The sequence below is a fragment of the Acinetobacter sp. KAM396 genome, from assembly GCF_021602765.1.
Taxonomy (GTDB): Bacteria; Pseudomonadota; Gammaproteobacteria; order Pseudomonadales; family Moraxellaceae; genus Acinetobacter; species Acinetobacter towneri_A.
The window spans coordinates 41,084-64,764 of sequence record NZ_BPPH01000004.1 but is presented as its reverse complement, the minus strand read 5'-3'; the positions used below and the strand labels follow the sequence as shown (position 1 = coordinate 64,764).

At 41.4% G+C, this 23,681-nt stretch carries 19 protein-coding genes and 4 pseudogenes; 10 read left to right on the top strand and 13 right to left on the bottom strand.

Annotation, left to right across the window (positions count from 1 at the left end; translation table 11 throughout):
• Window positions 1-65: 65 nt before the first annotated feature.
• The 4 genes from mqo to betI all read right to left on the bottom strand — a co-directional run bounded on the left by mqo (window position 66) and on the right by betI (window position 5,960).
• On the bottom strand, window positions 66-1,700 hold the full coding sequence (mqo, locus tag L6C30_RS03895) for a malate dehydrogenase (quinone) (protein WP_236162432.1): 1,635 nt from the start codon (window positions 1,698-1,700) through the stop codon (window positions 66-68).
• A 394-nt stretch (window positions 1,701-2,094) separates the two neighbouring features.
• Window positions 2,095-3,762 (bottom strand): choline dehydrogenase, encoded by a 1,668-nt coding sequence (gene betA, locus L6C30_RS03890; RefSeq protein ID WP_236162433.1) that lies wholly within the window; start codon window positions 3,760-3,762, stop codon window positions 2,095-2,097.
• 106 nt (window positions 3,763-3,868) lie between these two features.
• Window positions 3,869-5,341, bottom strand: coding sequence for a betaine-aldehyde dehydrogenase (gene betB / locus L6C30_RS03885; protein WP_236162434.1), 1,473 nt, complete (start codon window positions 5,339-5,341; stop codon window positions 3,869-3,871).
• Window positions 5,334-5,960 carry a transcriptional regulator BetI gene (betI, locus tag L6C30_RS03880; protein ID WP_236162435.1) on the bottom strand — a complete coding sequence of 209 codons (627 nt, stop codon included), beginning with the start codon at window positions 5,958-5,960 and terminating at the stop codon, window positions 5,334-5,336. Before betI ends, betB begins: the two co-directional genes overlap by 8 nt.
• 554 nt (window positions 5,961-6,514) lie before the next feature.
• Between betI and L6C30_RS03875 the strand changes: the two genes are divergently transcribed.
• Together L6C30_RS03875 and L6C30_RS03870 are read left to right on the top strand one after the other, a co-directional pair.
• Window positions 6,515-8,575, top strand: coding sequence for a choline transporter (locus L6C30_RS03875; protein ID WP_236162436.1), 2,061 nt, complete (start codon window positions 6,515-6,517; stop codon window positions 8,573-8,575).
• A 12-nt stretch (window positions 8,576-8,587) separates the two neighbouring features.
• Entirely contained in the window at window positions 8,588-9,202 is a 615-nt protein-coding gene (locus L6C30_RS03870; protein WP_004976930.1) for a MarC family protein, read from the top strand.
• Window positions 9,203-9,444: 242 nt separating this feature from the next.
• On the opposite strand, the gene L6C30_RS03865 is transcribed toward L6C30_RS03870, so the two are convergent.
• The 3 genes from L6C30_RS03865 to L6C30_RS03855 all read right to left on the bottom strand — a co-directional run bounded on the left by L6C30_RS03865 (window position 9,445) and on the right by L6C30_RS03855 (window position 11,561).
• Complete coding sequence (locus L6C30_RS03865; RefSeq protein WP_062034206.1) at window positions 9,445-9,729, bottom strand: putative quinol monooxygenase; 285 nt, start codon at window positions 9,727-9,729, stop codon at window positions 9,445-9,447.
• Window positions 9,730-9,749: 20 nt separating this feature from the next.
• Entirely contained in the window at window positions 9,750-10,748 is a 999-nt protein-coding gene (locus L6C30_RS03860) for a zinc-binding alcohol dehydrogenase family protein (protein ID WP_236162437.1), read from the bottom strand.
• Between the two features lie 72 nt (window positions 10,749-10,820).
• The gene (locus tag L6C30_RS03855; RefSeq protein WP_236162438.1) at window positions 10,821-11,561 is read right to left on the bottom strand and encodes an SDR family oxidoreductase; all 741 of its coding nucleotides are present in this window, start codon (window positions 11,559-11,561) and stop codon (window positions 10,821-10,823) included.
• 135 nt (window positions 11,562-11,696) lie between these two features.
• Between L6C30_RS03855 and L6C30_RS03850 the strand changes: the two genes are divergently transcribed.
• On the top strand, window positions 11,697-12,596 hold the full coding sequence (locus tag L6C30_RS03850; RefSeq protein ID WP_026438208.1) for a LysR family transcriptional regulator: 900 nt from the start codon (window positions 11,697-11,699) through the stop codon (window positions 12,594-12,596).
• A gap of 14 nt (window positions 12,597-12,610) precedes the next feature.
• Here L6C30_RS03850 and L6C30_RS03845 read toward each other — a convergent pair.
• Window positions 12,611-13,627, bottom strand: a pseudogene (locus tag L6C30_RS03845) (zinc-dependent alcohol dehydrogenase family protein).
• Entirely contained in the window at window positions 13,617-14,612 is a 996-nt protein-coding gene (locus L6C30_RS03840) for a zinc-dependent alcohol dehydrogenase family protein (RefSeq protein ID WP_204154959.1), read from the bottom strand. Before L6C30_RS03840 ends, L6C30_RS03845 begins: the two are co-directional and overlap by 11 nt.
• A gap of 467 nt (window positions 14,613-15,079) precedes the next feature.
• Between L6C30_RS03840 and L6C30_RS03835 the strand changes: the two genes are divergently transcribed.
• The 4 genes from L6C30_RS03835 to L6C30_RS03820 all read left to right on the top strand — a co-directional run bounded on the left by L6C30_RS03835 (window position 15,080) and on the right by L6C30_RS03820 (window position 18,102).
• Window positions 15,080-15,355 carry a metal/formaldehyde-sensitive transcriptional repressor gene (locus L6C30_RS03835; RefSeq protein WP_001133624.1) on the top strand — a complete coding sequence of 92 codons (276 nt, stop codon included), beginning with the start codon at window positions 15,080-15,082 and terminating at the stop codon, window positions 15,353-15,355.
• Window positions 15,356-15,376: 21 nt separating this feature from the next.
• Window positions 15,377-16,489 carry an S-(hydroxymethyl)glutathione dehydrogenase/class III alcohol dehydrogenase gene (locus tag L6C30_RS03830; RefSeq protein ID WP_000842149.1) on the top strand — a complete coding sequence of 371 codons (1,113 nt, stop codon included), beginning with the start codon at window positions 15,377-15,379 and terminating at the stop codon, window positions 16,487-16,489.
• 228 nt (window positions 16,490-16,717) lie between these two features.
• Window positions 16,718-17,548 (top strand): S-formylglutathione hydrolase, encoded by an 831-nt coding sequence (fghA, locus tag L6C30_RS03825; RefSeq protein WP_019837863.1) that lies wholly within the window; start codon window positions 16,718-16,720, stop codon window positions 17,546-17,548.
• Between the two features lie 239 nt (window positions 17,549-17,787).
• A complete protein-coding gene (locus L6C30_RS03820; protein WP_236162439.1) occupies window positions 17,788-18,102 on the top strand; it encodes a putative quinol monooxygenase in 315 nt (104 codons plus the stop codon).
• Window positions 18,103-18,175: 73 nt separating this feature from the next.
• Here L6C30_RS03820 and L6C30_RS14975 read toward each other — a convergent pair.
• Window positions 18,176-18,501, bottom strand: a pseudogene (locus tag L6C30_RS14975) (IS3 family transposase); the annotation flags it as partial.
• A gap of 186 nt (window positions 18,502-18,687) precedes the next feature.
• Between L6C30_RS14975 and L6C30_RS03810 the strand changes: the two are divergent.
• Together L6C30_RS03810 and L6C30_RS03805 are read left to right on the top strand one after the other, a co-directional pair.
• Window positions 18,688-19,845 carry an iron-containing alcohol dehydrogenase gene (locus tag L6C30_RS03810; protein ID WP_236162440.1) on the top strand — a complete coding sequence of 386 codons (1,158 nt, stop codon included), beginning with the start codon at window positions 18,688-18,690 and terminating at the stop codon, window positions 19,843-19,845.
• Window positions 19,846-19,930: 85 nt separating this feature from the next.
• Window positions 19,931-20,608, top strand: coding sequence for a type 1 glutamine amidotransferase domain-containing protein (locus L6C30_RS03805; protein ID WP_236162441.1), 678 nt, complete (start codon window positions 19,931-19,933; stop codon window positions 20,606-20,608).
• Window positions 20,609-20,740: 132 nt separating this feature from the next.
• On the opposite strand, the gene L6C30_RS03800 is transcribed toward L6C30_RS03805, so the two are convergent.
• Window positions 20,741-21,349, bottom strand: coding sequence for a TetR/AcrR family transcriptional regulator (locus L6C30_RS03800; RefSeq protein WP_005160552.1), 609 nt, complete (start codon window positions 21,347-21,349; stop codon window positions 20,741-20,743).
• 142 nt (window positions 21,350-21,491) lie between these two features.
• On the opposite strand from L6C30_RS03800, the pseudogene L6C30_RS03795 reads away from it, so the two are divergent.
• A pseudogene (locus tag L6C30_RS03795) lies at window positions 21,492-21,701 on the top strand (hypothetical protein); the annotation flags it as partial.
• Window positions 21,702-21,883: 182 nt separating this feature from the next.
• Here L6C30_RS03795 and L6C30_RS03790 read toward each other — a convergent pair.
• Together L6C30_RS03790 and L6C30_RS03785 are read right to left on the bottom strand one after the other, a co-directional pair.
• Window positions 21,884-22,582, bottom strand: a complete 699-nt coding sequence (locus tag L6C30_RS03790) for a hypothetical protein (RefSeq protein WP_019837857.1) — start codon at window positions 22,580-22,582, stop codon at window positions 21,884-21,886.
• A 38-nt stretch (window positions 22,583-22,620) separates the two neighbouring features.
• Window positions 22,621-23,459: pseudogene (locus tag L6C30_RS03785) on the bottom strand (AadA family aminoglycoside 3''-O-nucleotidyltransferase).
• Between the last annotated feature and the right edge of the window lie 222 nt (window positions 23,460-23,681).

Below are 23,681 nucleotides of genomic sequence, written 5' to 3'. Positions count from 1 at the left end.
AAAGATAGGAATAATATGAAAAGCAAAAGGATGAACCGTAGTTCATCCTTCCGATAGAAAAGAAATTATTGCGCTTTGCTTAGAGCAGGTGTTGAATCATTTGCTGCTTGCGCCATAGGCGTATATTTCAATCCTAAAGTTTGGCTGGTGTATTGACGTACTTGGTCAAGTAACACAGGGTTTGTGCTTAACTCTTGTTGGTACGATTTTACAATTTCATGTAATTTCGGATTCCATTCACCTTGTACTTGTTGTGGGAAGGCTTTTTCAAGCAAACTCAACATGATGTAGGGTGAAGTCGAAGCACCAGGTGATGCACCCAGTAGGGCCGTTACAGCACCATCTTTAGAAGCGAAGATTTCTGTACCAAATTGGAGTTTGGCTGGTTTACCATCTTCTTTTTTGATGATTTGTACCCGTTGACCGCCTTGGCTTAAACGCCAATCTTCAGGTTTTGCATCTGGATAGTATTTTTTCAGTTCATTGAAACGATCTTCATCCGTCATCATCACCTGACTCACTAAGTATTTAACCAAGTCCAGATTTTCCAAACCGACAGCGGTCATAGGTAAGACATTGTTTTTGTTGGTCGATTTTAATAAATCTAGCTGAGAACCTTGCTTCAAAAACTTGTTTGAATAGGTCGCAAATGGTCCAAATAACACATATTTTTTACCATCAATATAACGCGTATCAATATGTGGAACAGACATTGGCGGTGCACCGAGTTCAGCACGACCATATACTTTAGCTGTATGCCCAGCAGTCACTTTAGGGTTGTCGGTCATCAAGAACACGCCACCCACAGGGAAACCTGCATATTGCTTAGATTCAGGAAGATCAGTCATCTGCAATAATTTAATTGCAGCACCGCCCGCACCAATAAATACGAAGCGTGTTTTCACATGGTTAGTTGCATCTGTTTTCAAATTCTTGAAAGAAACTGTCCAAGTTTTGTCATCATTTTGGCTAATGCCCGTGACTTCTGTTGAGGTTTCTAATTTGAAGTTGGGTTGTTTGTTTAGGTGATTAACCAATTGCGTGGTAATCGCACCATAGTTGACGTCTGAACCAACATCCATACGGGTTGCAGCAACTTTTTGCGCAGTATCGCGACCATTCATGACCAATGGCGCCCATTGTTTAATTTCAGCAGGATTTTCTGAAAACTTCATGCCGTAGAACATTGGATTTTGAACCATTGCGGCATAACGTTTTTCTAGGAAATTAACATTGTCACCCCAGACAAAAGCAATGTGCGGAACAGGGTTAATAAAGCTTGTTGGTTCGCCTAAAACACCTTGTTTAACTTGGTAAGACCAGAACTGTTTTGCAACTTCGAACTGTTCAGCCACTTGTACCGCTTTAGTAATGTCCATCTTACCGTCTTTCTCAGAGGTATAGTTCATTTCCATAAAGCCTGAGTGACCTGTACCCGCATTGTTAAAGCCATTCGAGCTTTCTTGAGCAACTTGATCGAGTCGTTCGTACATGCGGATTTTCCAGTTCGGTTCCAGTTCGGTGAGATAAGTGCCTAAGGTTGCACTCATAATGCCCCCACCAACTAAAACGGCATCAACAACAGGTTCATCATTTGAGGTTTGAATTTTTTTAGACGCAGTTGAACGGAATAAAAAAATCAACACTGCAAGCAAAAGCAGTACGATAAATACCGCGAGGTATTTTAAAAAAGTTTTCATGCGATTTTGACCTTGTGAGCAGGTGTTTTGTATCGCTTTAGAGCGAATAGAGAGCAACAAAATATAAAAAAGAGGGTGACAGAAATGGTCGTAAACTAAAAGTTTAGAAGAGAGGGAGTGAAATACATGAATTCTAAACATTAAGAAAAATGTAGCATTTAGTTTAACTAGACATTTCTAATCGGTTGCCATTTTAGACGAAATAAGTATTGACTATATAATTTTTATTATAAATGTAGATATAATGTATATAAATTTGAGTGATGATTATTTTAATTTTTATTAATTTCAGTGATTTATAATAAATTTTTTGCACTTAAAGATACAAAGAATTAAAAAGACCACATTAATTCATTGAAGTAATGTGGTCTGATTGCTGATGAGTGTGAGAAAGTTATGCAGATGAACGGGCTTGATAAAAACCTGCATCGGAACGAGCTAATGCTGGTAGTCCACGAATTTGATCGGCAATTTTCTCAGCCATCATAATGGTTGTAGCATTCAAATTCCCTGTGATAATTAACGGCATAATAGAGGCATCAACCACACGTAAATTGTGCAGACCATGCACACGCCCTTGACCATCGACCACGGCCATTTCATCTTCGCCCATTTTGCAGCTACAAGAAGGGTGGTAGGCCGTTTCAGCATGATTGCGTACGAAGTCATCCAATTCTGCATCACTGCTTAAATGTTTACCCGGACTAATTTCTTCACCGCGATAAGGATCTAATGCAGGTTGTTGCATGATTTCACGTGTAATCCGAATAGCATCGCGGAATTCGCGCCAATCTTGCTCTGTAGACATATAGTTAAACAGAATGCTTGGATGTTCAAATGGATCTTTAGATTTTAATTTGATGCGTCCACGCGAGGGTGAGCGCATAGAACCGACGTGGGCTTGAAAGCCATGTTCTTTGACTGCGTTGCTACCATTGTAGTTAATCGCAACAGGCAGGAAATGAAACTGAATATTGGGCCAAGAAAATTCATCGGAAGAGCGAATAAACCCCCCTGCTTCAAATTGGTTGCTGGCGCCAATCCCAGTTCCATTGAATAACCATTCGGCACCAATGGCAGGCTGGTTATACCATTTCAAGGCGGGGTAGAGCGAAACAGGTTTTGTGCATTTATATTGCAGGTACATTTCCAGATGGTCTTGTAAATTTTCCCCAACACCAGGTAAATCATGGACAAGTTCAATATCTAGATCACGCAGTAACTCGCTAGAGCCTACACCTGAACGTTGTAAAATTTGCGGAGATGCAATTGCACCTGCACAGAGCAAAACTTCTTTATTCGCATAGACCTGATGTAACTGTTGCCGATTTGCACCTTGCAGGTATTCCACCCCAATTGCTTGTTTGCCACTAAACAGAATTTTATGGGTGGTGGCATGCGTCATGATGGTCAAGTTGGGGCGCTGCTTTGCCATATCCAGATATCCGCGGGCTGTACTAGCACGTCGACCCTTGGGCGTGACGGTTCGATCCATAGGACCAAAACCTTCTTGTTGATAGCCATTTAAATCATCTGTACGTGGATAACCTGCTTGTACGCCAGCTTCTACCATGGCATGAAACAGCTCATTATTATTGGCTTTCGGTGTCGCAACGCTTACAGGTCCATGTTCACCATGATAGTCGTTGGCGCCAATATCACGACTTTCTGCTTTGCGATAGTAAGGCAAGCAATCGGCATAGCTCCAGTTTTCCAAACCTTTTAAAGTCGACCATTGTTCTAAGTCCATGGCATTGCCACGGATATAGCACATGCCATTAATCAGTGACGATCCACCCAAACCTTTGCCGCGTCCACATTCCATGCGGCGGTTATTCATATGCGGTTCGGGGTCGGTCAGATATGCCCAGTTGTAACGTCGCCCTTGCAGTGGATAAGCCAGTGCAGCAGGCATTTGGGTACGAAAATCGAGTCGGTAGTCAGGTCCGCCTGCTTCTAGTAATAAAACAGAGACATCGGCATCTTCGGTTAAACGAGCGGCAAGAACATTACCCGCAGAGCCTGCGCCAATAATAATATAATCGTAGTGAGTAGAATGCATAATGATCCTTTTCTATGGCAGTACAACGCCGGATTAGAGCGTGGCAACATGTTGAGTTGAGGATGTAAAAACAGAAAAATAAAGAATAAATGTCAGTATTTAGCGTTTAGAAAATACTGTGATAATCGCCCAATTCGACTTGAATGGATTTAATGCGGGTATAATGTTGCAAAGTAGACAAACCGTTTTCACGTCCCACACCCGATTGCTTATAGCCCCCGACAGGCATTTCAGCAGGGGATTCGCCCCAAGTATTAACCCAGCAAATGCCCGCTTCAAGTTGGTGAATAATGCGGTGTGCCTGCGAGATATCTTGTGTTACAACCCCTGCTGCTAGACCATAAGGGGTCTGGTTAGCACGTTGAATGACTTCTTCGATGCTGTCATAAGTCAAAAGACTCATCACAGGTCCAAATATTTCATCTTGTACAATTCGCATGTCGTCATGACAGTCTGTAAAAACAGTTGGCATGACATAAGCGCCCTGAGCCAGTTCCGCAGAGGTCGCTCGTTCCCCCCCAATTAAAAGTGTCGCACCTTGCTGTTTGCCCAATTCAATATAAGACAAGACTTTTTCCATATGTGGGAAACTGGTGAGCGGACCAAAATTGGTTTCTGCCAACATTGGGTCACCTACACGAATACGTTTAACACGTTCGAGTACAGCCTGTTCAAACTCGACTTTTAGGTGGCGTGGAATAAAGACACGCGTACCGTTGGTGCACACCTGACCCGAACTAAAGAAATTTGCCATCACTGCAATGTCGGCAGCGCGGTCAAGAGGGGCATCAGAGCAAATGATCAGTGGAGACTTGCCGCCGAGTTCCATGGTAATTTCTTTTAAACTAGATGCAGCAGCACTGGACATGACTTTTTTGCCTGTTTCCACGCCACCTGTAAAGGAAATTTTGGCAATTTCTGGATGTTCAGTCAGCCATTGACCGACTTCATGTCCAAGCCCTTGAACCACGTTAAAGACCCCAGCAGGCAAACCCGCTTCGGTATAAATTTCAGCCAACTTAAAGGCCGTCAGTGGGGTAGTTTCACTGGGTTTGAAAATCATGGCATTCCCCGCAGCTAAGGCAGGTGCAGATTTCCACAGTGCAATTTGAATAGGGTAGTTCCATGCGCCTATACCCGCGACAACGCCCAAGGGTTCGCGACGGGTATAGAAAAAACTACTTTCACGCAGGGGTACTTGTTCGCCCTGAATCGCAGTTGCAAGACCTGCATAATATTCGAGAACATCCGCGCCAGTGACAATATCGACACTAGAGGTTTCGCTATATGCTTTACCCGTATCGAGCGTTTCTAGACGGGCAAGCTCATCATTACGTTTACGTAAAATATCCACGGCACGAAGCAGAATACGTGCCCGTTCAACAGCCGTCATGGCAGCCCAAACTTGTTGCCCTTGTTGGGCACTTTTAACCGCCGCATCTACATCGGCTTGACTGGCTTGCTGCACGCTCGCAAGGATTTGACCTGTAGCAGGGTTAATCGTATCGAAGGTTTTACCACTAGTTGCATTGACATACTGTCCATGGATATACAATTGATGTAATTGTGCATCATTCATTTTGCTGTTCCTGCCGTATCTGTTGTATTAAGCGAAGTTGCATATCGACATAGTCGTATGCAATAGAACGTGCCAAGTCACGATCAAATGCTTGATGACCACTTAAACTGCCGCGTAACCAAAGACCATCAATCAAAGCAGCAAGACCTTTGGCGACATGGCTGGCTTGGTCTTTGGACATCATCTGCAGTAAATGAAATTTTAAATTTGAATAAAGACGTTGGTCATTTATTCGCTGCAAGCGACCTAAATCGGGCATGTGCATGCTGGCCGACCAAAAATCTAACCAGACACGCATCGCTGTTTGATTCACCTGACTGATGTCAAAGTTGGCATCAATAATTGCCTTAATTAAATTTTCTGGTGTGGGCTGACTAACTTTGGCTTTATAAGTTGCCGCAGTTTCACGTAAGACAAAGAGCATTTGTCGCATACAGCTTTCAATCAAACCCTGCTTATCACCAAAATAATGACTCACAATGCCTGTAGAAAGTTGGGCTTTTTTTGCAATCTGAGCAATAGTGGTATTGGATAAACCTACCTCGTAAATGACCTCATAGGCTGCGCGAATGATTTCTTCACGACGTTCATGCTCAGGTTTAACTCTACGTTTATTCATGATAATCCAGAAAATTTACCTTAGATTTAAAGGTGTTAGATTCAATTATTGACATGGAAAACATCATAGCAATTTATTTATGATACTTTTAATTGATTGAACGTTCAATCAATTAAAAGTATCATGTTGTATAAACTGAATGCAGTTTTGCAAAGGTTTACCTCAATTTTTTTAGCATTAATTCTTATTTATCATGAAGGTAGATTAGTAGTTTGCTTTGGATGAATGCATATCGGTGTAAGTAAATTTTTATATTTTTGCTTGGAGCATCAGATACAACACCTAAAAGCTTCTACAAAAATTGAGTTTAAGGAGAAGAACCGTTTATTTATGTCGTTCTCATGTTGGAATTGGTTGTGTAAGCAGGGCAAATACAGGGAATTTGTTACACTGCCACACATCTTTATATTCTAGCTAAGCATTCGGTTACACGAAGATAGCATTTTTGTCGGAGGCAAAAGTACTGTCGTATAGCACTTGTCGATTTTTAAGCTCTCGACAGCGAGAAGTTTAAAAATTGATTTTCAACGTATATTTACTTCCTTGAGGATTGTATGGCAACAGATAATCCAAGAGCAGTTGATGATCAAACATTAGCGCCAAAAGACCGTTTAAATGGTGTGGTCTTTTATATTTCAGCTCTCATTATTTTAATTTTTTCAATTACCACCATTTTGTTTAATGACTTCGCCAATCAAACGCTGAATGCAGTTTTGGCATGGGTCAGTTCCACCTTCAGTTGGTACTATTTACTGGCTGCCACACTGTATATGGTGTTTGTGATTTTTATTGCCTGTTCACGCTATGGCGATATTAAGCTCGGCCCCAAACATTCCAAACCCGAATTTAGTTTACTCAGTTGGTCTGCCATGCTGTTTTCAGCAGGGATTGGTATCGATTTGATGTTCTTCTCGGTCGCTGAACCTTTATCCCATTATATGCATCCACCAGTAGGTGAGGGACAGACCTTTGAAGCGGCACGCCAAAGTATGGTCTGGACTTTATTCCATTATGGCCTGACAGGATGGTGCATGTACGCCTTGATTGGCATGGCACTGGGATATTTCAGCTATCGTTACAATTTGCCACTCACCATCCGTTCCGCGCTTTATCCGATTTTTGGTCAAAAAATTCATGGTCCGATCGGACATAGTGTGGATACTGCCGCGGTAATCGGGACGATATTCGGTATTGCGACCACCTGCGGTATTGGTGTAGTGCAACTCAATTACGGTTTGCATGTACTGTTCGATTTACCTGAAAATCTGTGGATGCAGGCATCCCTAATTGGTGTTGCTGTAGTGATGACCATTATTTCGGTGACTTCGGGTGTAAATAAAGGTCTGCGCATACTCTCAGAAGTAAATATTTATGTATCCGTGGGTTTGATGCTGTTTATTTTATTCCTCGGCAATACTGAATTTTTGCTGAATACTTTTGTACAAAATATTGGTGATTATATTAGCCGTTTCCCAAGTATGACCTTGGAAAGTTTTGCATTTCAGCAACCTAAAGAATGGATGAACAGTTGGACGCTATTCTTTTGGGCTTGGTGGGTGGCTTGGTCGCCTTTTGTGGGACTCTTTCTTGCACGTATTTCTCGTGGGCGTACCATTCGTGAGTTTGTCAGTGGCACCTTAATCATCCCGTTAATTTTTACCCTAACGTGGCTGTCAATTTTCGGAAATAGTGCATTACACAATGTGATTTTTGATGGAAATCTGGCATTGGCTCAAACCGTCATTGCCAATCCAGCACACGGTTTCTACGACTTGTTGGCTCAATATCCGTATTTTCCTTTTATTGCAGGCATCGCAACCATTACAGGGTTATTATTTTATGTGACTTCAGCCGACTCAGGTGCATTGGTCTTAGGGAATTTCACCACACAATTTACCAATGTCGACCATGATGCACCACGCTGGCTCAGTGTATTTTGGGCTGTTGCCATTGGCTTGCTGACCTTGGCCATGTTGATGACCAATGGAATTACTGCTTTGCAAAATGCAACTATTATCATGGGGTTGCCTTTTAGTTTTGTTATGTTCTTGGTGATGGCAGGTTTATATAAATCTTTAAGACTTGAAGATTATCGACAAGCCAGTAGCAGTTTAAATGCAGCTCCTGTGGTGGGTAATGTAGATATTCTGAACTGGAAAAAACGCTTGTCACGGGTCATGCATCATCCTGGAACCAGCGATACCAAACGCATGTTGGATGAAATATGCCGCCCCGCCGTGCTAGCCGTCGCAGAGGAAATGCAAAAAAGAGGCGTGAATATTGACGTGCAGGAAAGTGCATTAGAGCAAGATCCAACTTTATATCATTTAGATTTGATTATTCATCTGGAAGAAGAACAGAATTTTGTTTATCAAATTTGGCCAGTACGTTATATCGCACCCACATTTAGTGAACGTGGTAAGTTGGGTAAACGGTTTTATTTTCGTTTGGAAACCTATCTTTATGAAGGTTCACAAGGTAATGATTTGGTTGGTTACACCAAAGAGCAAGTTATTAATGACATTCTAGACAGATACGAACGACATATGACCTTCTTACATATAAACCGAATCAGTCCTGGAAATCGTCCGTTATTTCCAGACCCACAAAGTTAATCAGGGGACACCATGTATATCTCATATTTACATGCTTTTGCGTTGTTCTTTTCATTGCTTAATCCATTTCTGATGAGCATTTACATGATTGGCATGATTCGTAATTCAGAAGCTAAAGTGTTTAATAAAGCCCTGATTCAAGGCTGTTTAATTGCTTATGCGGTATTTATGCTATTTGCATGGGGTGGTGAAGCTATTTTCAGCAAATATTTGAATGTGCGGTTTGAGGCATTTCAAATCTTTGGTGGGCTTATTTTCTTGGTGATTGGTTATCGCTATGTGTTTCAAGGTGCAGACACCATCGGTGAGATGCGGGGAGCACCTGAACATTTGGCAGGTACCATTGCTATGCCCTTTATGATTGGACCGGGGACGATTAGTGCCGCCGTGGTAACAGGCATGACTTTGCCCATTAGTGGCGCTGCGCTGGTAATTTTCCTCACCTTGGCGCTAACCTGTAGTTTAATGATTTTGATGAAGTTTGCGCATGATCATCTCAGGTATAAGCATGCCAAATATATAGACCGTTATGTGGATATTGTGGGTCGATTATCTGCGTTACTGATTGGTACTATTGCGATTGAAATGATTATTACTGGGATTTTAGGTGTGATTGCAGAGATGTAAGTTCATCACAGTAAAAAACCGAATGTAATTCATTCAGTTTTTTTATTGTCAGAAATATGATTCTGATTACGATGCAAATTTCTTAAGAATTTGATCAGCGGTCGCTGAACACAGCTTAAGAATTCATACCATAAGCCTTAATTTACAGTCTCAAAAAAAGGGAGCTTATAGCTCCCATTTTTTTAGCTTTCTAAGTCTCTATGTTAATTTGAAGAGTACTTCATCATAACGTCCGAATACAGCTATATTTTTTTGATTTCTACAATATCACTTGATTCAATTAGCGATTGGATATTACCAAATAAACTTTGAATATAATCAGAGGTCATATGGATATCTAAATCCTCTCTGCTACGCCACTCTTCTAAGAAGAAATATCTACTCGAGTCATTTTCGCTAATATAAAGCTCATATTTCAAGCATCCTTCTTCTTGAAGCGTAGGCTCTATTACACTTTTTAAAAGCGCTTCTAACGTCTCTTTTTGATCTGATTTTGCCTTAATGTTCGCAATTACTGAAATAGTCATTATTTCACCTTGAGTTTGTTTTAGAAGTTTTCTAGTACAATTTTGCCTTTTGACTTACCTGATTCAAGCAACTTATGCGCCTTCTCCAAGTTTGCAGCGTTAATTTTGCCTAGATTTTGGTTGAGGGTACTTCTAATTTTTTGCTGGTCAACTAATTGGGCAACCTGTTGCAACAGTTCACCTTGCTTTTCAATATCATCGGTTTCATACATTGAACGGGTGAACATCAACTCCCAATGGATAGAAATAGATTTAGTCTTAAACGGCATAATATCAAATGTTTTTGGATCATCGATCAATCCAAGCTTGCCTTGTGGTGCAATCAGAGAAACTATTTGCTTGATATATGTTTCTGTATGATTTGTAGAGAATACGTATTTTGGTTTTGCAATGCCTAGTGCTTCGATTTGTTCGTTTAAATCTTTGCTATGATCAATAACATGGTCGGCACCAAGTGATTCCACCCAAGATTTCGTTTCTTCACGTGAAGCTGTTGCTATAACGGTCAGATTTGTTTTTGCTTTTAGGAGTTGGATAGCGATTGATCCTACACCGCCTGCACCACCAATAATTAGAATACTGCCAACTTCTGTTTCTGAAATTTGAAACCGATCAAACAGCATTTCCCATGCCGTGATAGCAGTTAATGGCAATGCTGCTGCTTCTGCATTAGATACTGTAATGGGTTTAAGACTGATAATTCGTTCATCGACTGCTTGAAACTCAGCATTACTACCATCTCGGGTTAAATCGCCAGCATACCAAACAGAATCTCCTACTTTAAACGAGGTAACTTTTGAGCCAACTTCGATAATTTCCCCAACGGCATCCCAACCTAAAATACGATTATTTGCTTCAGACGAATTTTTTCTCACTTTGGTATCAACTGGATTCACAGAGATTGCCTGAACTTTTACCAGTACATCACGCTCCTTAAGCGTAGGCTTCGCTTTTTCAATATCTACCAATGAATTTTTAAAATCATCATGGTTATTTATAACATACGATACGGCTTTCATAGATTTGTCCTTAAATTTAAAAAATATAGTAAAAATGGGAGCGAGGTGCTCCCATTTTATGTTATTCAATCATTAAAACTCTTGGCTCGTTGGGCGTAAAACAATTTCATTAATATCTACATCCGCAGGCTGTTCAATTGCATAAGCAATTGCACGAGCGACTGAGTCAGCTGGTATGGCTTGTTTGTAGAAATCGGTAACAAACTCTGAACTTTCTTTATGAGAAGAACCAAATTTTAGTTCTGACTCAATTGCACCAGGCTCAATAGTCGTCGTTCTAATTGTTCCCCCAACTTCATGACGAAGTCCTTCAGAGATGGCTCTTACAGCAAACTTAGTACCGCTATAAACAGTACCTCCTGGACTAAATACTTTTATCCCTGCAACAGATGCGAGATTAATAAAGTGTCCAAAGTTTTGTTTTTGGAAAACAGGTAGGGTAGCTGCTATACCATAAAGAACACCTTTGATATTAATGTCGATCATACGATCCCATTCATCAACTTTTAGCTCACTTAATGGTGCAATAGACATTAATCCAGCATTGTTTACCAATACATCGATTTGACCAAATGCGCTTAATGCCTTTTCAATAAGTGCTTGTACTTCCTGTGGTTTGGTTATATCCATACCAATAAATTCAGCTTGACCACCTTCAGCACGAATGTCGTGAACAATAGCCTCTAATTTTTCAGTACGTCTAGCACCAAGTACAACCTTTGCACCTTTTTTAGCAAGTAAGCGAGCAGTAGCTTCACCTAAACCACTACTTGCACCAGTGATAACAACAACTTTATTTTCTATATTATTCATACAAGTAACCTTCAACTTATCTGTCAATCATATTTGATGGATTAAGTATTACAGCCTTATTAGGTATAATAAATGAATAATATTATCTTTCAGAATTCCTATTTACGGAATAATTACCATAACACAGGATTGGACATGCAGAACAAATTGGAAATGATGCGTATCTTTTGTGTCGCAGCAGAGTCTCGAAATTTTAAAGAGGCAGCAACTCAGCTGGGTATTTCCCCGCAGCTAGTGACACGGGCAATAAAAGAGCTAGAAGAGCAGCGCGGAGAGATTCTGTTCTACAGGAGTACTCGACAAATTAAAATTACCGCTGATGGTGAGCGTCTGGCAAAGCAAGCACGTTTTGCGGTGGGATCGATCGATGCTTTGTTTGTAAAAGACACCAAGGAAAAACGAGATGAAATGCGTGGGACTGTCCGTCTTACTGTGTCGTCTGTGTTAGGGCGCAAATTGGTAGTACCCGCACTAGCAGAATTTGCCACACGTTATCCAGATATTGTCGTGGATTGTGTGCTAACAGATTCACACTCGGATGTGATCGATGAGCGGATAGATATCGGGATCAGATTTGGATTTTTGCCGGACAATCGATATGTGGCAAGGGAATTGGCTAAAGTGAACTTTTATTCTGTGGGTACGCCAGAGTTAATTGATAAGGTCGGAATGCCTAAAAAAATTATTGATCTTGATAAATACCCTCTAACAGCACTAGTCGATCATAAAACAGGGCGTTACTGGCCATGGACATTCACCGAAAGTCGAAGCTTTACGCCATCAAATCCCCGTTTTATTACAGATGATCTTGAAGCTGAATTTCAAGCGATTCTCGCTGGAGTCGGATTCGGACACATGCCTGGATTTCTAGTTTTGCCGTGGCTTAGGAGTGGTAAGCTCATTCAGATACTTCATGAGGAAACCTCTCCTGTTTGGCGCCTGTATTTATATCGTCCACAGCGGGGCCCGACACCTTTGCGAATCCGAGCATTGTTTGATTACTTAGTGGAAGTGCTGAGCCATATAGAAACATGAATCAGATAAGACCATCATGTATCTAGAGTAACAACAATTTTTCCTATTTGCTGATTTGATTCAAGATAGCGCTGAGCGTCATGCATGTCCTCAAAGTTAAAGCAACGGTCGATCACTGGACGAAGATATCCTGCACCTATACTGCTAAGAATAAATCGTCTGGCTTGCTCCCTTAGAACAGGGTCATGCAAAACCTCAAGGAACAAAAAACCTCGCATGGTTAAGCTCTTGCGTAATGCAACTTTAAGCGGAAATGGTGTGATCTCAGGGCTAAGTGCACCATGCATAACCATCGTTCCTCCTACAGACATCGCTTTTGCAATCTGTTCAATATGAGGCCCTCCTACAGCATCGAAGGCGACATCAAGATGTTCTCAACCTAAACGTAAAACAAGCGCCTCATACAAATCTGGTTCATCTTCAGTGGCTATAACATCTTTAACACCGAGATCCAGTAAACGTTGCTTTTTCTCTATCGTCTGTGTACTTGCAATGACCTTAGCACCCGCTGCTTCAGCGATCTGTATCGCAGCTAGTCCTACGCTACTTGAAGCTGCTGTGATCAGGATAGTTTTTCCTTTCGAAACTCCACCAGCATGGATTACACCACCCCAAGCCGTTAAATACTGCATCCAGATTGAAGAAGCTTCTTCCCAGCTTAAACTATCGGGTTTGTGAACTAAAAAAGTTTCTGGAATCAGAAGCTTGTCCGCATATGTCCCATATTTGGCTAGATTGTCAGTCGGAAGAATCGATACTGCATCTCCTGGAGAAAATTGGCGTACACCTTCACCTATTGCCAGAACTATGCCTGCTCCCTCATATCCCAGACGAGAAGGGAATACTGCCTTTTGAATATAAGTACCACGCCGAAACATTACATCAGCCCGGTTGAGTCCGATCGTTTTCATCTGGATTAGAACTTCTCCTGCTGCTGGTAAAGCAACAGGAAGTGTTTCTAATGTCAGAACATCTGTATCTCCAATACTATTGAAGCGCCAAGTCTTGGCCTGAAGTGCGTTAAATGACATCAATCACGACCTTAATATTGGCAGAGCGATCTTGAACAGCATCATGAGCCTCAATCGCTTGGTCTAGAGTAAAATGACGAGGATCAACAATAGGACGCAGTTTACCTTCCTCAACGAGACGAGTCGCGATCTTAAGGATATCACCATGATGAGAACGGCGATTGCCTGTTAACATCGGCATTAGGACGAATACGCCAGACACTGTGGCACACCGTAGAGATGAACTCGCTAAATTATGATTACCAAATGCAGCACAGCTGGTAATGTGGCCATAGTGAGTTGTCATGGAAAGTGAAGCTTCGAGTACTGGACCACCCACAGTGTCGTAAACAATGTTAAAACCTTGACCCTCAGGGCTTGCAGCAATAATGTCATCGGAAGATGCTGTTGTGTAATCGAGAGGTGTTGCACCGAGTTCTGAAATCAGTGATTGATCAGCTGTACGACCAGTCGCCCAAACATTTGCATCAAGTGCTTTTGCAAGCTGAACCACCATATAGCCAACGCCACCAGCACCACCCTGAACCAGTACAGTTTGCCCTGGTTGGACCTTCGCATTATCCACTAAACCTTCCCAAGCGGTGAGGAACGTCAATGGTAGTACTGCTGCCTCGCGCATAGAGATATTGCGTGGCTTTAATGCGATCAGATCAGCATCTGCTACAACATATTCTGCTAAAGATCCTTGAAGACCACGAACGCCACCTATCAGACCGTAAACTTCATCTCCGACGTTGAAGTGGGTGACACCTTCACCAACAGCAGTTACAACCCCAGCCATATCCGTTCCCAACACGGCAGGAAGCTCTGGCATAGCATATGGTGCTTCACCAAGACGAATTTTATAATCAATAGGGTTTACACCACTCGCATGAACACGTACTAGAACTTGCCCAGCCTCTGGTTGAGGTATAGGGAGTTCTACACGTTTAAATTCATGATCACCAAAATTTTCTAGGATAAGAGCATTCATCATCTTATTCATAGTTGTTCCTTATTCTTAACTGGGGGATGATATGCACAGTACCAAAGTAAATTAATCCAATAAATGATATTTATAGGATTTAATAATTCCTAAATAATGAATAATAAATATCATCTGCTCACTAAAAATATTCTAGTACAGTCTGTAAAGGCAGTTTAATCTAAACTGTCTGTAGTATTTTCAAGGCTTGAAACGTTCAAAATATCTACAAAGTGGCTAAAATTTGAAACATAATTCTAAAAGGTCACAGCATCGCAAAGAACATGAACCAAAATAAAAAAATGGGAGCTAAAAGTCCCATTCTTTGTGACTTTAGCATCAGCTCTACGATGTTAATTTAAAAAAAACTAAAAACAGGGATAGAAAATTTTCGCTAAAGAGCTTTTTGATTTTCGATTTATAAAAAATATTGCTTTTTTTATACTATGGGGTACTATAGTATCAAAGCTAGCAAGTAAGGAGGTCTGATGCCTAATCAGGTTGAAGACAAAAAAAAGATTCTTCTACGCGTCAGAAAGATCAAAGGTCAGACGCAAGCGATTGAAAAAGCGTTAGAAGACAATGTGGAATGTGGTGCAATTCTGCAACAAATATGCTCTGTGCGTGGTGCTATTAATGGTTTAATGAATGAGATGTTAGAGGTTCATTTAAAAGACACTTTAGTATCAGGTGAAACCACAGAACAACAACGAAAAGAAGAATTGGCTGAAATCGCCAAGATTCTAAAATCATATTTAAAATAGATCTGTATAAGGAATTATTCCATGAAGTCACGTGCTGCCGTTGCGTTTGGTCCTGGTCAACCTCTTCAAATTGTTGAAGTTGATGTTGCACCACCGAAGAAAGGTGAAGTATTAATCAAGATCTCCCATACCGGTGTGTGTCATACAGACGCATTTACTTTGTCTGGGGATGATCCTGAAGGTGTTTTTCCGGCTATTCTCGGGCATGAAGGTGCTGGTGTTGTAGTTGAGGTGGGTGAAGGCGTGACTAGCGTCAAACCAGGTGATCATGTTATTCCACTTTACACTGCTGAATGTGGCGAGTGCGTATTCTGTAAATCTGGAAAATCGAACTTGTGTATTTCCGTTCGCGAAACTCAAGGTAGAGGCGTAATGCCAGATGGCACAACTCGTTTTTCCTACAATGGTCAACCGATTTACCACTATATGGGCTGCTCAACGTTCAGTGAATACACGGTAGTGGCAGAAGTATCATTGGCTAAAATCAATCCTGAAGCCAATCACGAACATGTCTGCTTACTGGGTTGTGGTGTAACAACGGGTATCGGTGCAGTACACAACACGGCTAAAGTACAAGAAGGTGATAGTGTTGCGGTCTTTGGTTTAGGTGGTATTGGTCTGGCAGTCGTACAAGCCGCACGTCAAGCTAAAGCAGGGCGTATTATTGTGGTTGACATGAATCCAGATAAATTTGCGCTGGCAAAAGAGTTTGGTGCAACGGACTTCTTGAACCCTAAAGACTACGACAAACCAATCCAGCAAGTCATTGTCGAAATGACTGGCTGGGGTGTAGATCATTCATTTGAATGTATTGGCAACGTGAATGTAATGCGTGCAGCCCTTGAAAGTGCACACCGTGGCTGGGGACAATCCGTAATTATTGGTGTAGCTGGCGCAGGTCAAGAAATCTCTACCCGTCCATTCCAACTAGTTACTGGTCGTAAATGGTTAGGTTCTGCTTTTGGTGGCGTAAAAGGTCGCACGCAACTTCCAGGAATGGTTGAAGATGCCATGAAAGGTAAAATTCAATTAGAACCATTTGTGACACATACGATGGGCTTGGATCAGATCAATGAAGCCTTTGATCTAATGCATGAAGGTAAGTCAATTCGTACTGTAATTCATTACGAATAATTCCGTCAGACCTTATACGATTCCATGCATGTGCATCATGAATGACATGCATGGAATCCTCTAAAACGGCACATTATCTGTAAAACAGATCTAACTGTGCAGGCATCGTGTATAGGTTTAATCAACCTGCCTACATTTTAAATCTTTATCACTATTCTCTGTGGAGAATGTCAGACTCTTTGTTTACTCGATTTCTCATGAAGTCTTGCTCAACATAGGTAATTGATTATGGAAATAATTGAGAAACATGCTTCTTTTGGTGGATCGCAAGAAGTGTATCGCCATCAGTCAATAGCATTAAACTGTTCAATGAAATTCTCAATATATCTGCCACCTCATGATAAAGATGAGCGGTTGCCAGTTTTATATTGGTTATCAGGACTGACTTGCAACGAACAGAACTTTATTACTAAAGCCGGAGCACAAAAGTATGCGGCTGAACATAAAGTCATTATTGTTGCACCAGATACCAGCCCACGTGGAGAGGATGTACCAGATCATGCAGATTATGATTTAGGCCAAGGCGCAGGATTCTATGTAAATGCAACAAAAGCACCCTGGTCACAGCATTTCAAAATGTATGATTATATTGTGGAAGAGCTCAGAAATCTGATTGACCTGAATTTTCCGACCAACCAAGTCCAAAGCATTATGGGGCATAGCATGGGTGGTCATGGTGCATTAGTAATTGGTTTAAAAAACCCTGAGCTGTATAAAAGTATTTCTGCTTTTGCACCAATTGTTGCACCTAGCCAAGTACCTTGGGGGAAAAAGGCTTTCACACACTACCTAGGTGAAACCGAAACTTTATGGAAAAGCTATGATGCGATTGAATTAATCAAAAACGCTGAAGTTCATTTACCTCTTTTAGTCGATCAGGGAACAGCTGATGATTTTCTTGAAGAACAGTTAAGGCCTAAGCTTCTTAGTGATATTTGTTTGGAACAAGAATATCCTCTTACACTTAACCTAAGAGAAGGCTATGACCATAGCTATTACTTCATTGCGAGCTTTATAGAGAAACATATAGAGTTTCACAGCAAATTCCTAGCAAAATAACTTTCATGGATATGAGGATGTGCAATGTTGTTCTTGAATGCTTCTTGAGCAATATTTTTTGATTCAAATGTTAATGATATTAACTTGAATAAATTCATAGCATTATGTCGAAATAAGAACCTAAATTTTGGCTCAGCTATGGGAATTTTTTTAACTCTTATACAACAAAACTTTCTGACATGCATACATTAGCAATGTCAGAATCAGTTTGAATTCTAATCAATTGTGGAGTTTTAGTCATGCTTAAAACAGCTTTATATGTCCGTCTTGAAGCTAAACCGGGTAAAGAAGACGAAGTGGAAGCTTTCCTTAAAGCCGGTTTACCTATTGTAATGGAAGAACCTGCGACAGTTGCGTGGTTTGGCTTACGTCTTGGACCTACAACATTTGGTATTTTCGATGCATTTCCTGATGAGGCGGGTCGCCAAGCACATTTATCTGGCAAGGTTGCAGCTGCTTTGATGGCTCAGGCCGATGAGCTATTTTCAGAGCCACCGTCAATTGAAAAAGTAGATGTTTTGGCGAGTAAACTACCAGCTCATTCTGACGCCTAAATGTATGAAAGTGCTGCCTGAAATTTCGAATGAAAGGCAGCACTTCAACCCTGTGAGGTTTGTCGGAGGCTTTTTATTCAATTTGGGCTAATTTATTTAATGGCTTAATCTTATCATTTACATGGGTCAATATCCAAAACAGGGTAAATAAACGAATGCACCTATGTACATGCTTTATATTGAACCAATCTGTCTAATTTAGTGTCGCATTTGTACATCTGTTAAACCGTGCCAATCTGCTTTTAAATATTCAATCAGCTCTGTTTTGTATAAGCCATTCACTGTTTTATCCAATGCGTTCACGACCATGTCAGTAGTCATACGTGTTGATACCTTTCATCCAACAATCGCTCGTGAAAATACATCAATAATAAAAGCGGTATAGAACAAGCCTGAATTTTTTTAACCATCACTAAAGTTGCAAGCTGAAACAATTTTTATAAAAATAGACGACTGGTCTATTTTTAGGTATAGTTAGCACATGGTGCAGGCAAAAGCCGTAGTGTTGTCCGATTTTTTAAAAGTTTATTTGATTAATAACGGTGGTTTTTCAAATCAATTAACTGATCATCCTAGGATAAAAATATGCTGAATTTTAACTTTTATAATCCGACCCGCATTATTTTTGGTGGCGATACAATAGCTAAAATCAATGACTATGTGCCTACAGAAGCAAAAGTATTAATGTTGTTTGGTGGTGAAAGTGCACGTAAGAATGGTACTTTAGCTGAAGTGCGTGAAGCATTAGGTGCAAGAGAAATTCATGAATTTGGCGGAATTGAGCCGAATCCGAGTTATGAAACCCTCATGAAAGCTTTAGAGCTGATTCGTGAACAAAAGATTGATTTCTTGATGGCTGTCGGTGGTGGATCGGTAATTGACGGTACTAAATTTATTGCAGCAGCAGTCAATTATACAGGGGATACATGGGAGATTCTAGAAACCCATGGTAATAAAATTACCCAAGCTTTGCCTTTTGCGAGTGTACTCACCCTTCCGGCAACTGGTTCAGAAATGAATAGCGGTGGTGTAGTAACCAGAAAATCGACCCAAGCCAAATTGTCATTTAGCAGTCCCTATGTTTTTCCGCAATTTTCCGTACTCGATCCGAATAAAACCTTTAGCTTGCCGACGCGCCAATTAGCAAATGGCGTAGTCGATGCATTTGTTCATGTCATGGAACAGTACTTAACTTACCCTGTCAATGCACAAGTACAAGATCGTTTTGCCGAAGGTCTATTGCAAACTCTGATTGAGATTGGACCGAAAATCTTGGACGATTCAGCAGATTATGACACGCGTGCGAATTTGATGTGGGCTGCTAGCATGGCACTGAATGGGCTAATTGGAGCTGGTGTACCACAAGATTGGTCAACCCATTTGATTGGGCATGAGCTCACGGCTTTACATGGTATTGATCATGCTCGTACCTTGGCCATTGTGTTGCCGGCCAATCTACAAGTGCGTCGTCAAGAGAAGCGAGAAAAATTACTACAATATGCGGCTCGTGTCTGGCAGATTGTCGAAGGTGATGAAGAACAACGTATTGATACTGCTATTGCTCGTACTCGAGCCTTCTTTGAGCAACTTGGATTGCCGACTCGTCTTAGCGATTATGGACTGGGGGAGACAGATATTGAGATCATCATTACGCAACTTAAATCACACAATCTGACACAGCTAGGCGAACATAAAAATGTTTCATTAGAGATCAGTCGCCAAATTCTCGAGACGAGCATCTAAATAAGCTTATCTGTCATGGTCACGCCACACGACAAGTGATCATGCAACAATGCTCCTCAATCCTGAAAATTATCGGAGAAATAACATGAAAATTTTAATCGTTTTAACCTCACATGATCAACTGGGCAATACTGGTAAGAAAACAGGTTTCTGGCTAGAAGAACTTGCTGCACCGTATTACACCTTTATTGACTCTGGTGCTGAAGTTACGCTGGCGTCGCCTCAAGGTGGGCAGCCACCACTAGATCCGAAAAGTAATTTAGCAGAAGCACAAACTGAAACCACGCATCGTTTTGAAGCAGATCCAACTGCAATGCAAGCATTGGCACAGACGCATAAACTTAGCGAAATCTCTGTCGCTGATTATGATGCAGTGTTTTATCCAGGCGGGCATGGTCCATTGTGGGATTTGGCAGAAGATCCGATTTCAATTTCTCTGATTGAACAGGCGATTCAGTCTGGCAAACCTGTTGCAGCAGTGTGTCATGCCCCAGGTGTTCTTCGTCATGTGAAAGCGAGTAATGGAGCGCCTTTAGTTAGCGGTAAATCCGTGACAGGTTTTACCAACACTGAAGAAGAAGCAGTAGGTTTGACTGAAATTGTACCATTTTTAGTCGAAGACATGCTTAAAGAAAACGGTGGTCATTATTCTAAAGTAGATGATTGGCAAGCATATGTTCAAGTAGATGGCTTGCTGGTTACTGGACAAAATCCAGCATCTTCTGCTGCAACCGCTACAGCATTACTTCAATTGTTGAAATAAAGAGTAGCTAGTGCCTGTTGTGGTGCTTAGTAGTGAATAAAACTTCTGACTCTGAGTAACTGGCGCAATAAGCAAAATAACCCTCACTTAATGGTGAGGGGCCTGAGTGAATAGCTTTCCTTCCTTTAATTTTTATGAATCTTCACTTTTTAATAGAAATTTAGTTGCTCTCAGCGCTTGATGTAATGGTGTTTTATCTTTTTGCAACTTACTCAGTAATGCTGCACCTAACCACATTTGGTAAAGTACTTGTGCTAACGTCGAGGCCTCAGTATCTGCTTGGATAGATTGATCCTGTTTACCCAAATCAATTAAACCAGCAATACGTTGGATTACATCATCGACGCCAGCGGACATAATAGAGCGCATATCTTCGGATAGATCGGCAACTTCTGCGGCAAGTTTCACAATTAAACAGCTATCCGCCCAACCACACTGTGTTTCAGGATCTTCTATCCATAAATTAAAATACTCAATCAGCTTTTGATAAGGCGATTTATCACTACGCCATACATCATTTAAACGGACTTGGTAATTATCTACATAATGCTGTACCAATTCACATCCGAAAGCTTCCTTAGATTGGAAATAATGATAAAACGAGCCTTTAGGGATCTCACAGCTCTGTAAAATTTCCTGTAATCCTACACCGGTAAAACCTTTATGCAAAATCAGGTCTGAACTGGTGTTAAGAATGTGTAAGCGCTTCGCTTCAGACTTTTTAATAGGAGTAGGCTTCATATTAATTATTTACTCTATTGTAAAAATAGACCAGTCGTATTGTTTTTTATTATAACTCATCTACAATGGATGTAAAGAAATTTTAATCTTAATTTTTGATTGTGAAGAGAAATACTTCTAAATAAAACATGGAGTTATATGTGTGAAAACAGTTATTAATCAACGCATCGTTTTAGCTAAACGGCCAGTGGGTGAGCCAAAACACAGCGATTTTCGTATTGAGCAAGTTGAGCTCAATGAACTTAAACAAGGCGAGATATTGTTAAAAACCATTTACTTGTCACTCGATCCTTATATGCGTGGTCGCATGAGTGATGCTTCTTCATATGCAGCACCAGTGAAACGAGGCAAATATGTTAGTTCCGACTTAATTTGGCACAGAGCTTGAAAAAGAAGAAATTACCGATTTTGATTAGAGGTGTCGAATCTCTATCAATAAAGCTAACTTTTCATGTTGCATACTAACGCCGCCATAAACGGCGCGAGCTTGCGAGCGTGGCGACCGAAGGGAGCGAATTTGATGGCTTTGTTAGCTTAATAACCCACAACTCCCTTGCACTCACCATTTATCATTGTCCCGTAACACTTTTTTCGGAGTACATTACTTGGGCTTGGGTTAATAGTGCCAGCACAGCGACCGCTAACCACCGCCCCTATGCATTCGCTAGAATTATAAATTGGAGTTCCTGATTTTTGGTTGTTATTAAAAGAAGGCTGGTTCAATGGCATAGGGATGTACCGGTACTGAGCCGCCGCTTGTTGATTTGCCGCCTGCATTCCTTCACCAACTGCCGTGGCTATTGCAGCGGTTGCCTCTAAAGCTCTCGCCCAAGTCTCAGCTCTTTCTCTTCTAGAAATTTCAACCACCTTCAAGCCAAGCTGGTAGTCGCCCTCCATACCCTCAGTCTCAATGACTATGGTCGGGCGTAATTTTTCACACCACTCCATGTTCTCTTCGCGAGTGTTCGAGCGTGATTTCGTATAGATGGTTTTGTATGTATTGTTGTAAAGATCAGAATCAAGCTCCATCACAGTTAAGAGTTTTGAAGCAGCAATTCGATAATTAATGTAATCCCTGTCATTTTCGTTTATTGCGAGACAGTCAGCACTCAAGACGTCATAGGCAGCCATGTATTTACCATACTGATCCCAACCTTTGGCTTTTTGTAATGCGCAACCAGAGGTTGCTGCGATAGCTGCACCAAAAATGGTCAGAATTATGAATTTTCTCATTTAATACTCCAATGTTGCTTTTAAAGCTAACGCCGGAGTTAAGCCGCCGCGCGTAGCGCGGTCGGCTTGAACGAATTGTTAGACATCATTTACCAACTGACTTGATGATCTCGCCTTTCACAAAGCGAATAAATTCTTCCAAGTGATCTGCGCGTGAGGCCAAGTGATCTTCTTTTTGTCCCAGATAAGCTTGCTTAGCTTCAAGTAAGACGGGCTGATACTGGGCAGGTAGGCGTTTTATTGCCCAGTCGGCAGCGACATCCTTCGGCGCGATTTTGCCGGTTATTGCGCTGTACCAAATGCGGGACAACGTAAGCACTACATTTCGCTCATCGCCGGCCCAGTCGGGCTGCGAGTTCCATAGCTTCAAGGTTTCCCTCAGCGCCTCGAATAGATCCTGTTCAGGAACCGGGTCAAAGAATTCCTCCGCTGCCGGACCTACCAAGGCAACGCTATGTTCTCTTGCTTTTGTAAGCAGGATAGCTAGATCAATGTCGATCATGGCTGGCTCGAAGATACCCGCAAGAATGTCATTGCGCTGCCATTCTCCAAATTGCAGCTCGCGCTTAGCCGGATAACGCCACGGGATGATGTCGTCATGCACGACAAGGGTGACTTCTATAGCGCGGAGCGTCTCGCTCTCGCCAGGGAAAGCCGAAGCCTCCATAAGGTCATTGAGCAATGCTCGCCGCGTCGTTTCATCAAGCTTTACGGCCACAGTAACCAACAAATCAATATCGCTGTATGGCTTCAGGCCGCCATCCACTGCGGAGCCGTACAAATGCACGGCCAGCAACGTTGATTCCAGATGGCGCTCAATGACGCTTAGCACCTCTGATAGTTGGTTCGAAATTTCGATGGTCACCGCTACCCTCATGATGTCTAACTACAGTTATACGGCAAATTTGCCGCATAACCAAAATGAATTTGCAACATAACTATTTTGACATCCTATTTTTTTCTCGTTATATTTCAAATACCTTAAAGATTAAAAACATACTTGTCAAGTTGTGATAATCCAAAATTAAACGCATAAGCAACCACCAAAACTATTAGAAAAAGTCGCTTATACAGGACGATACAGATATTGAAGCCTATC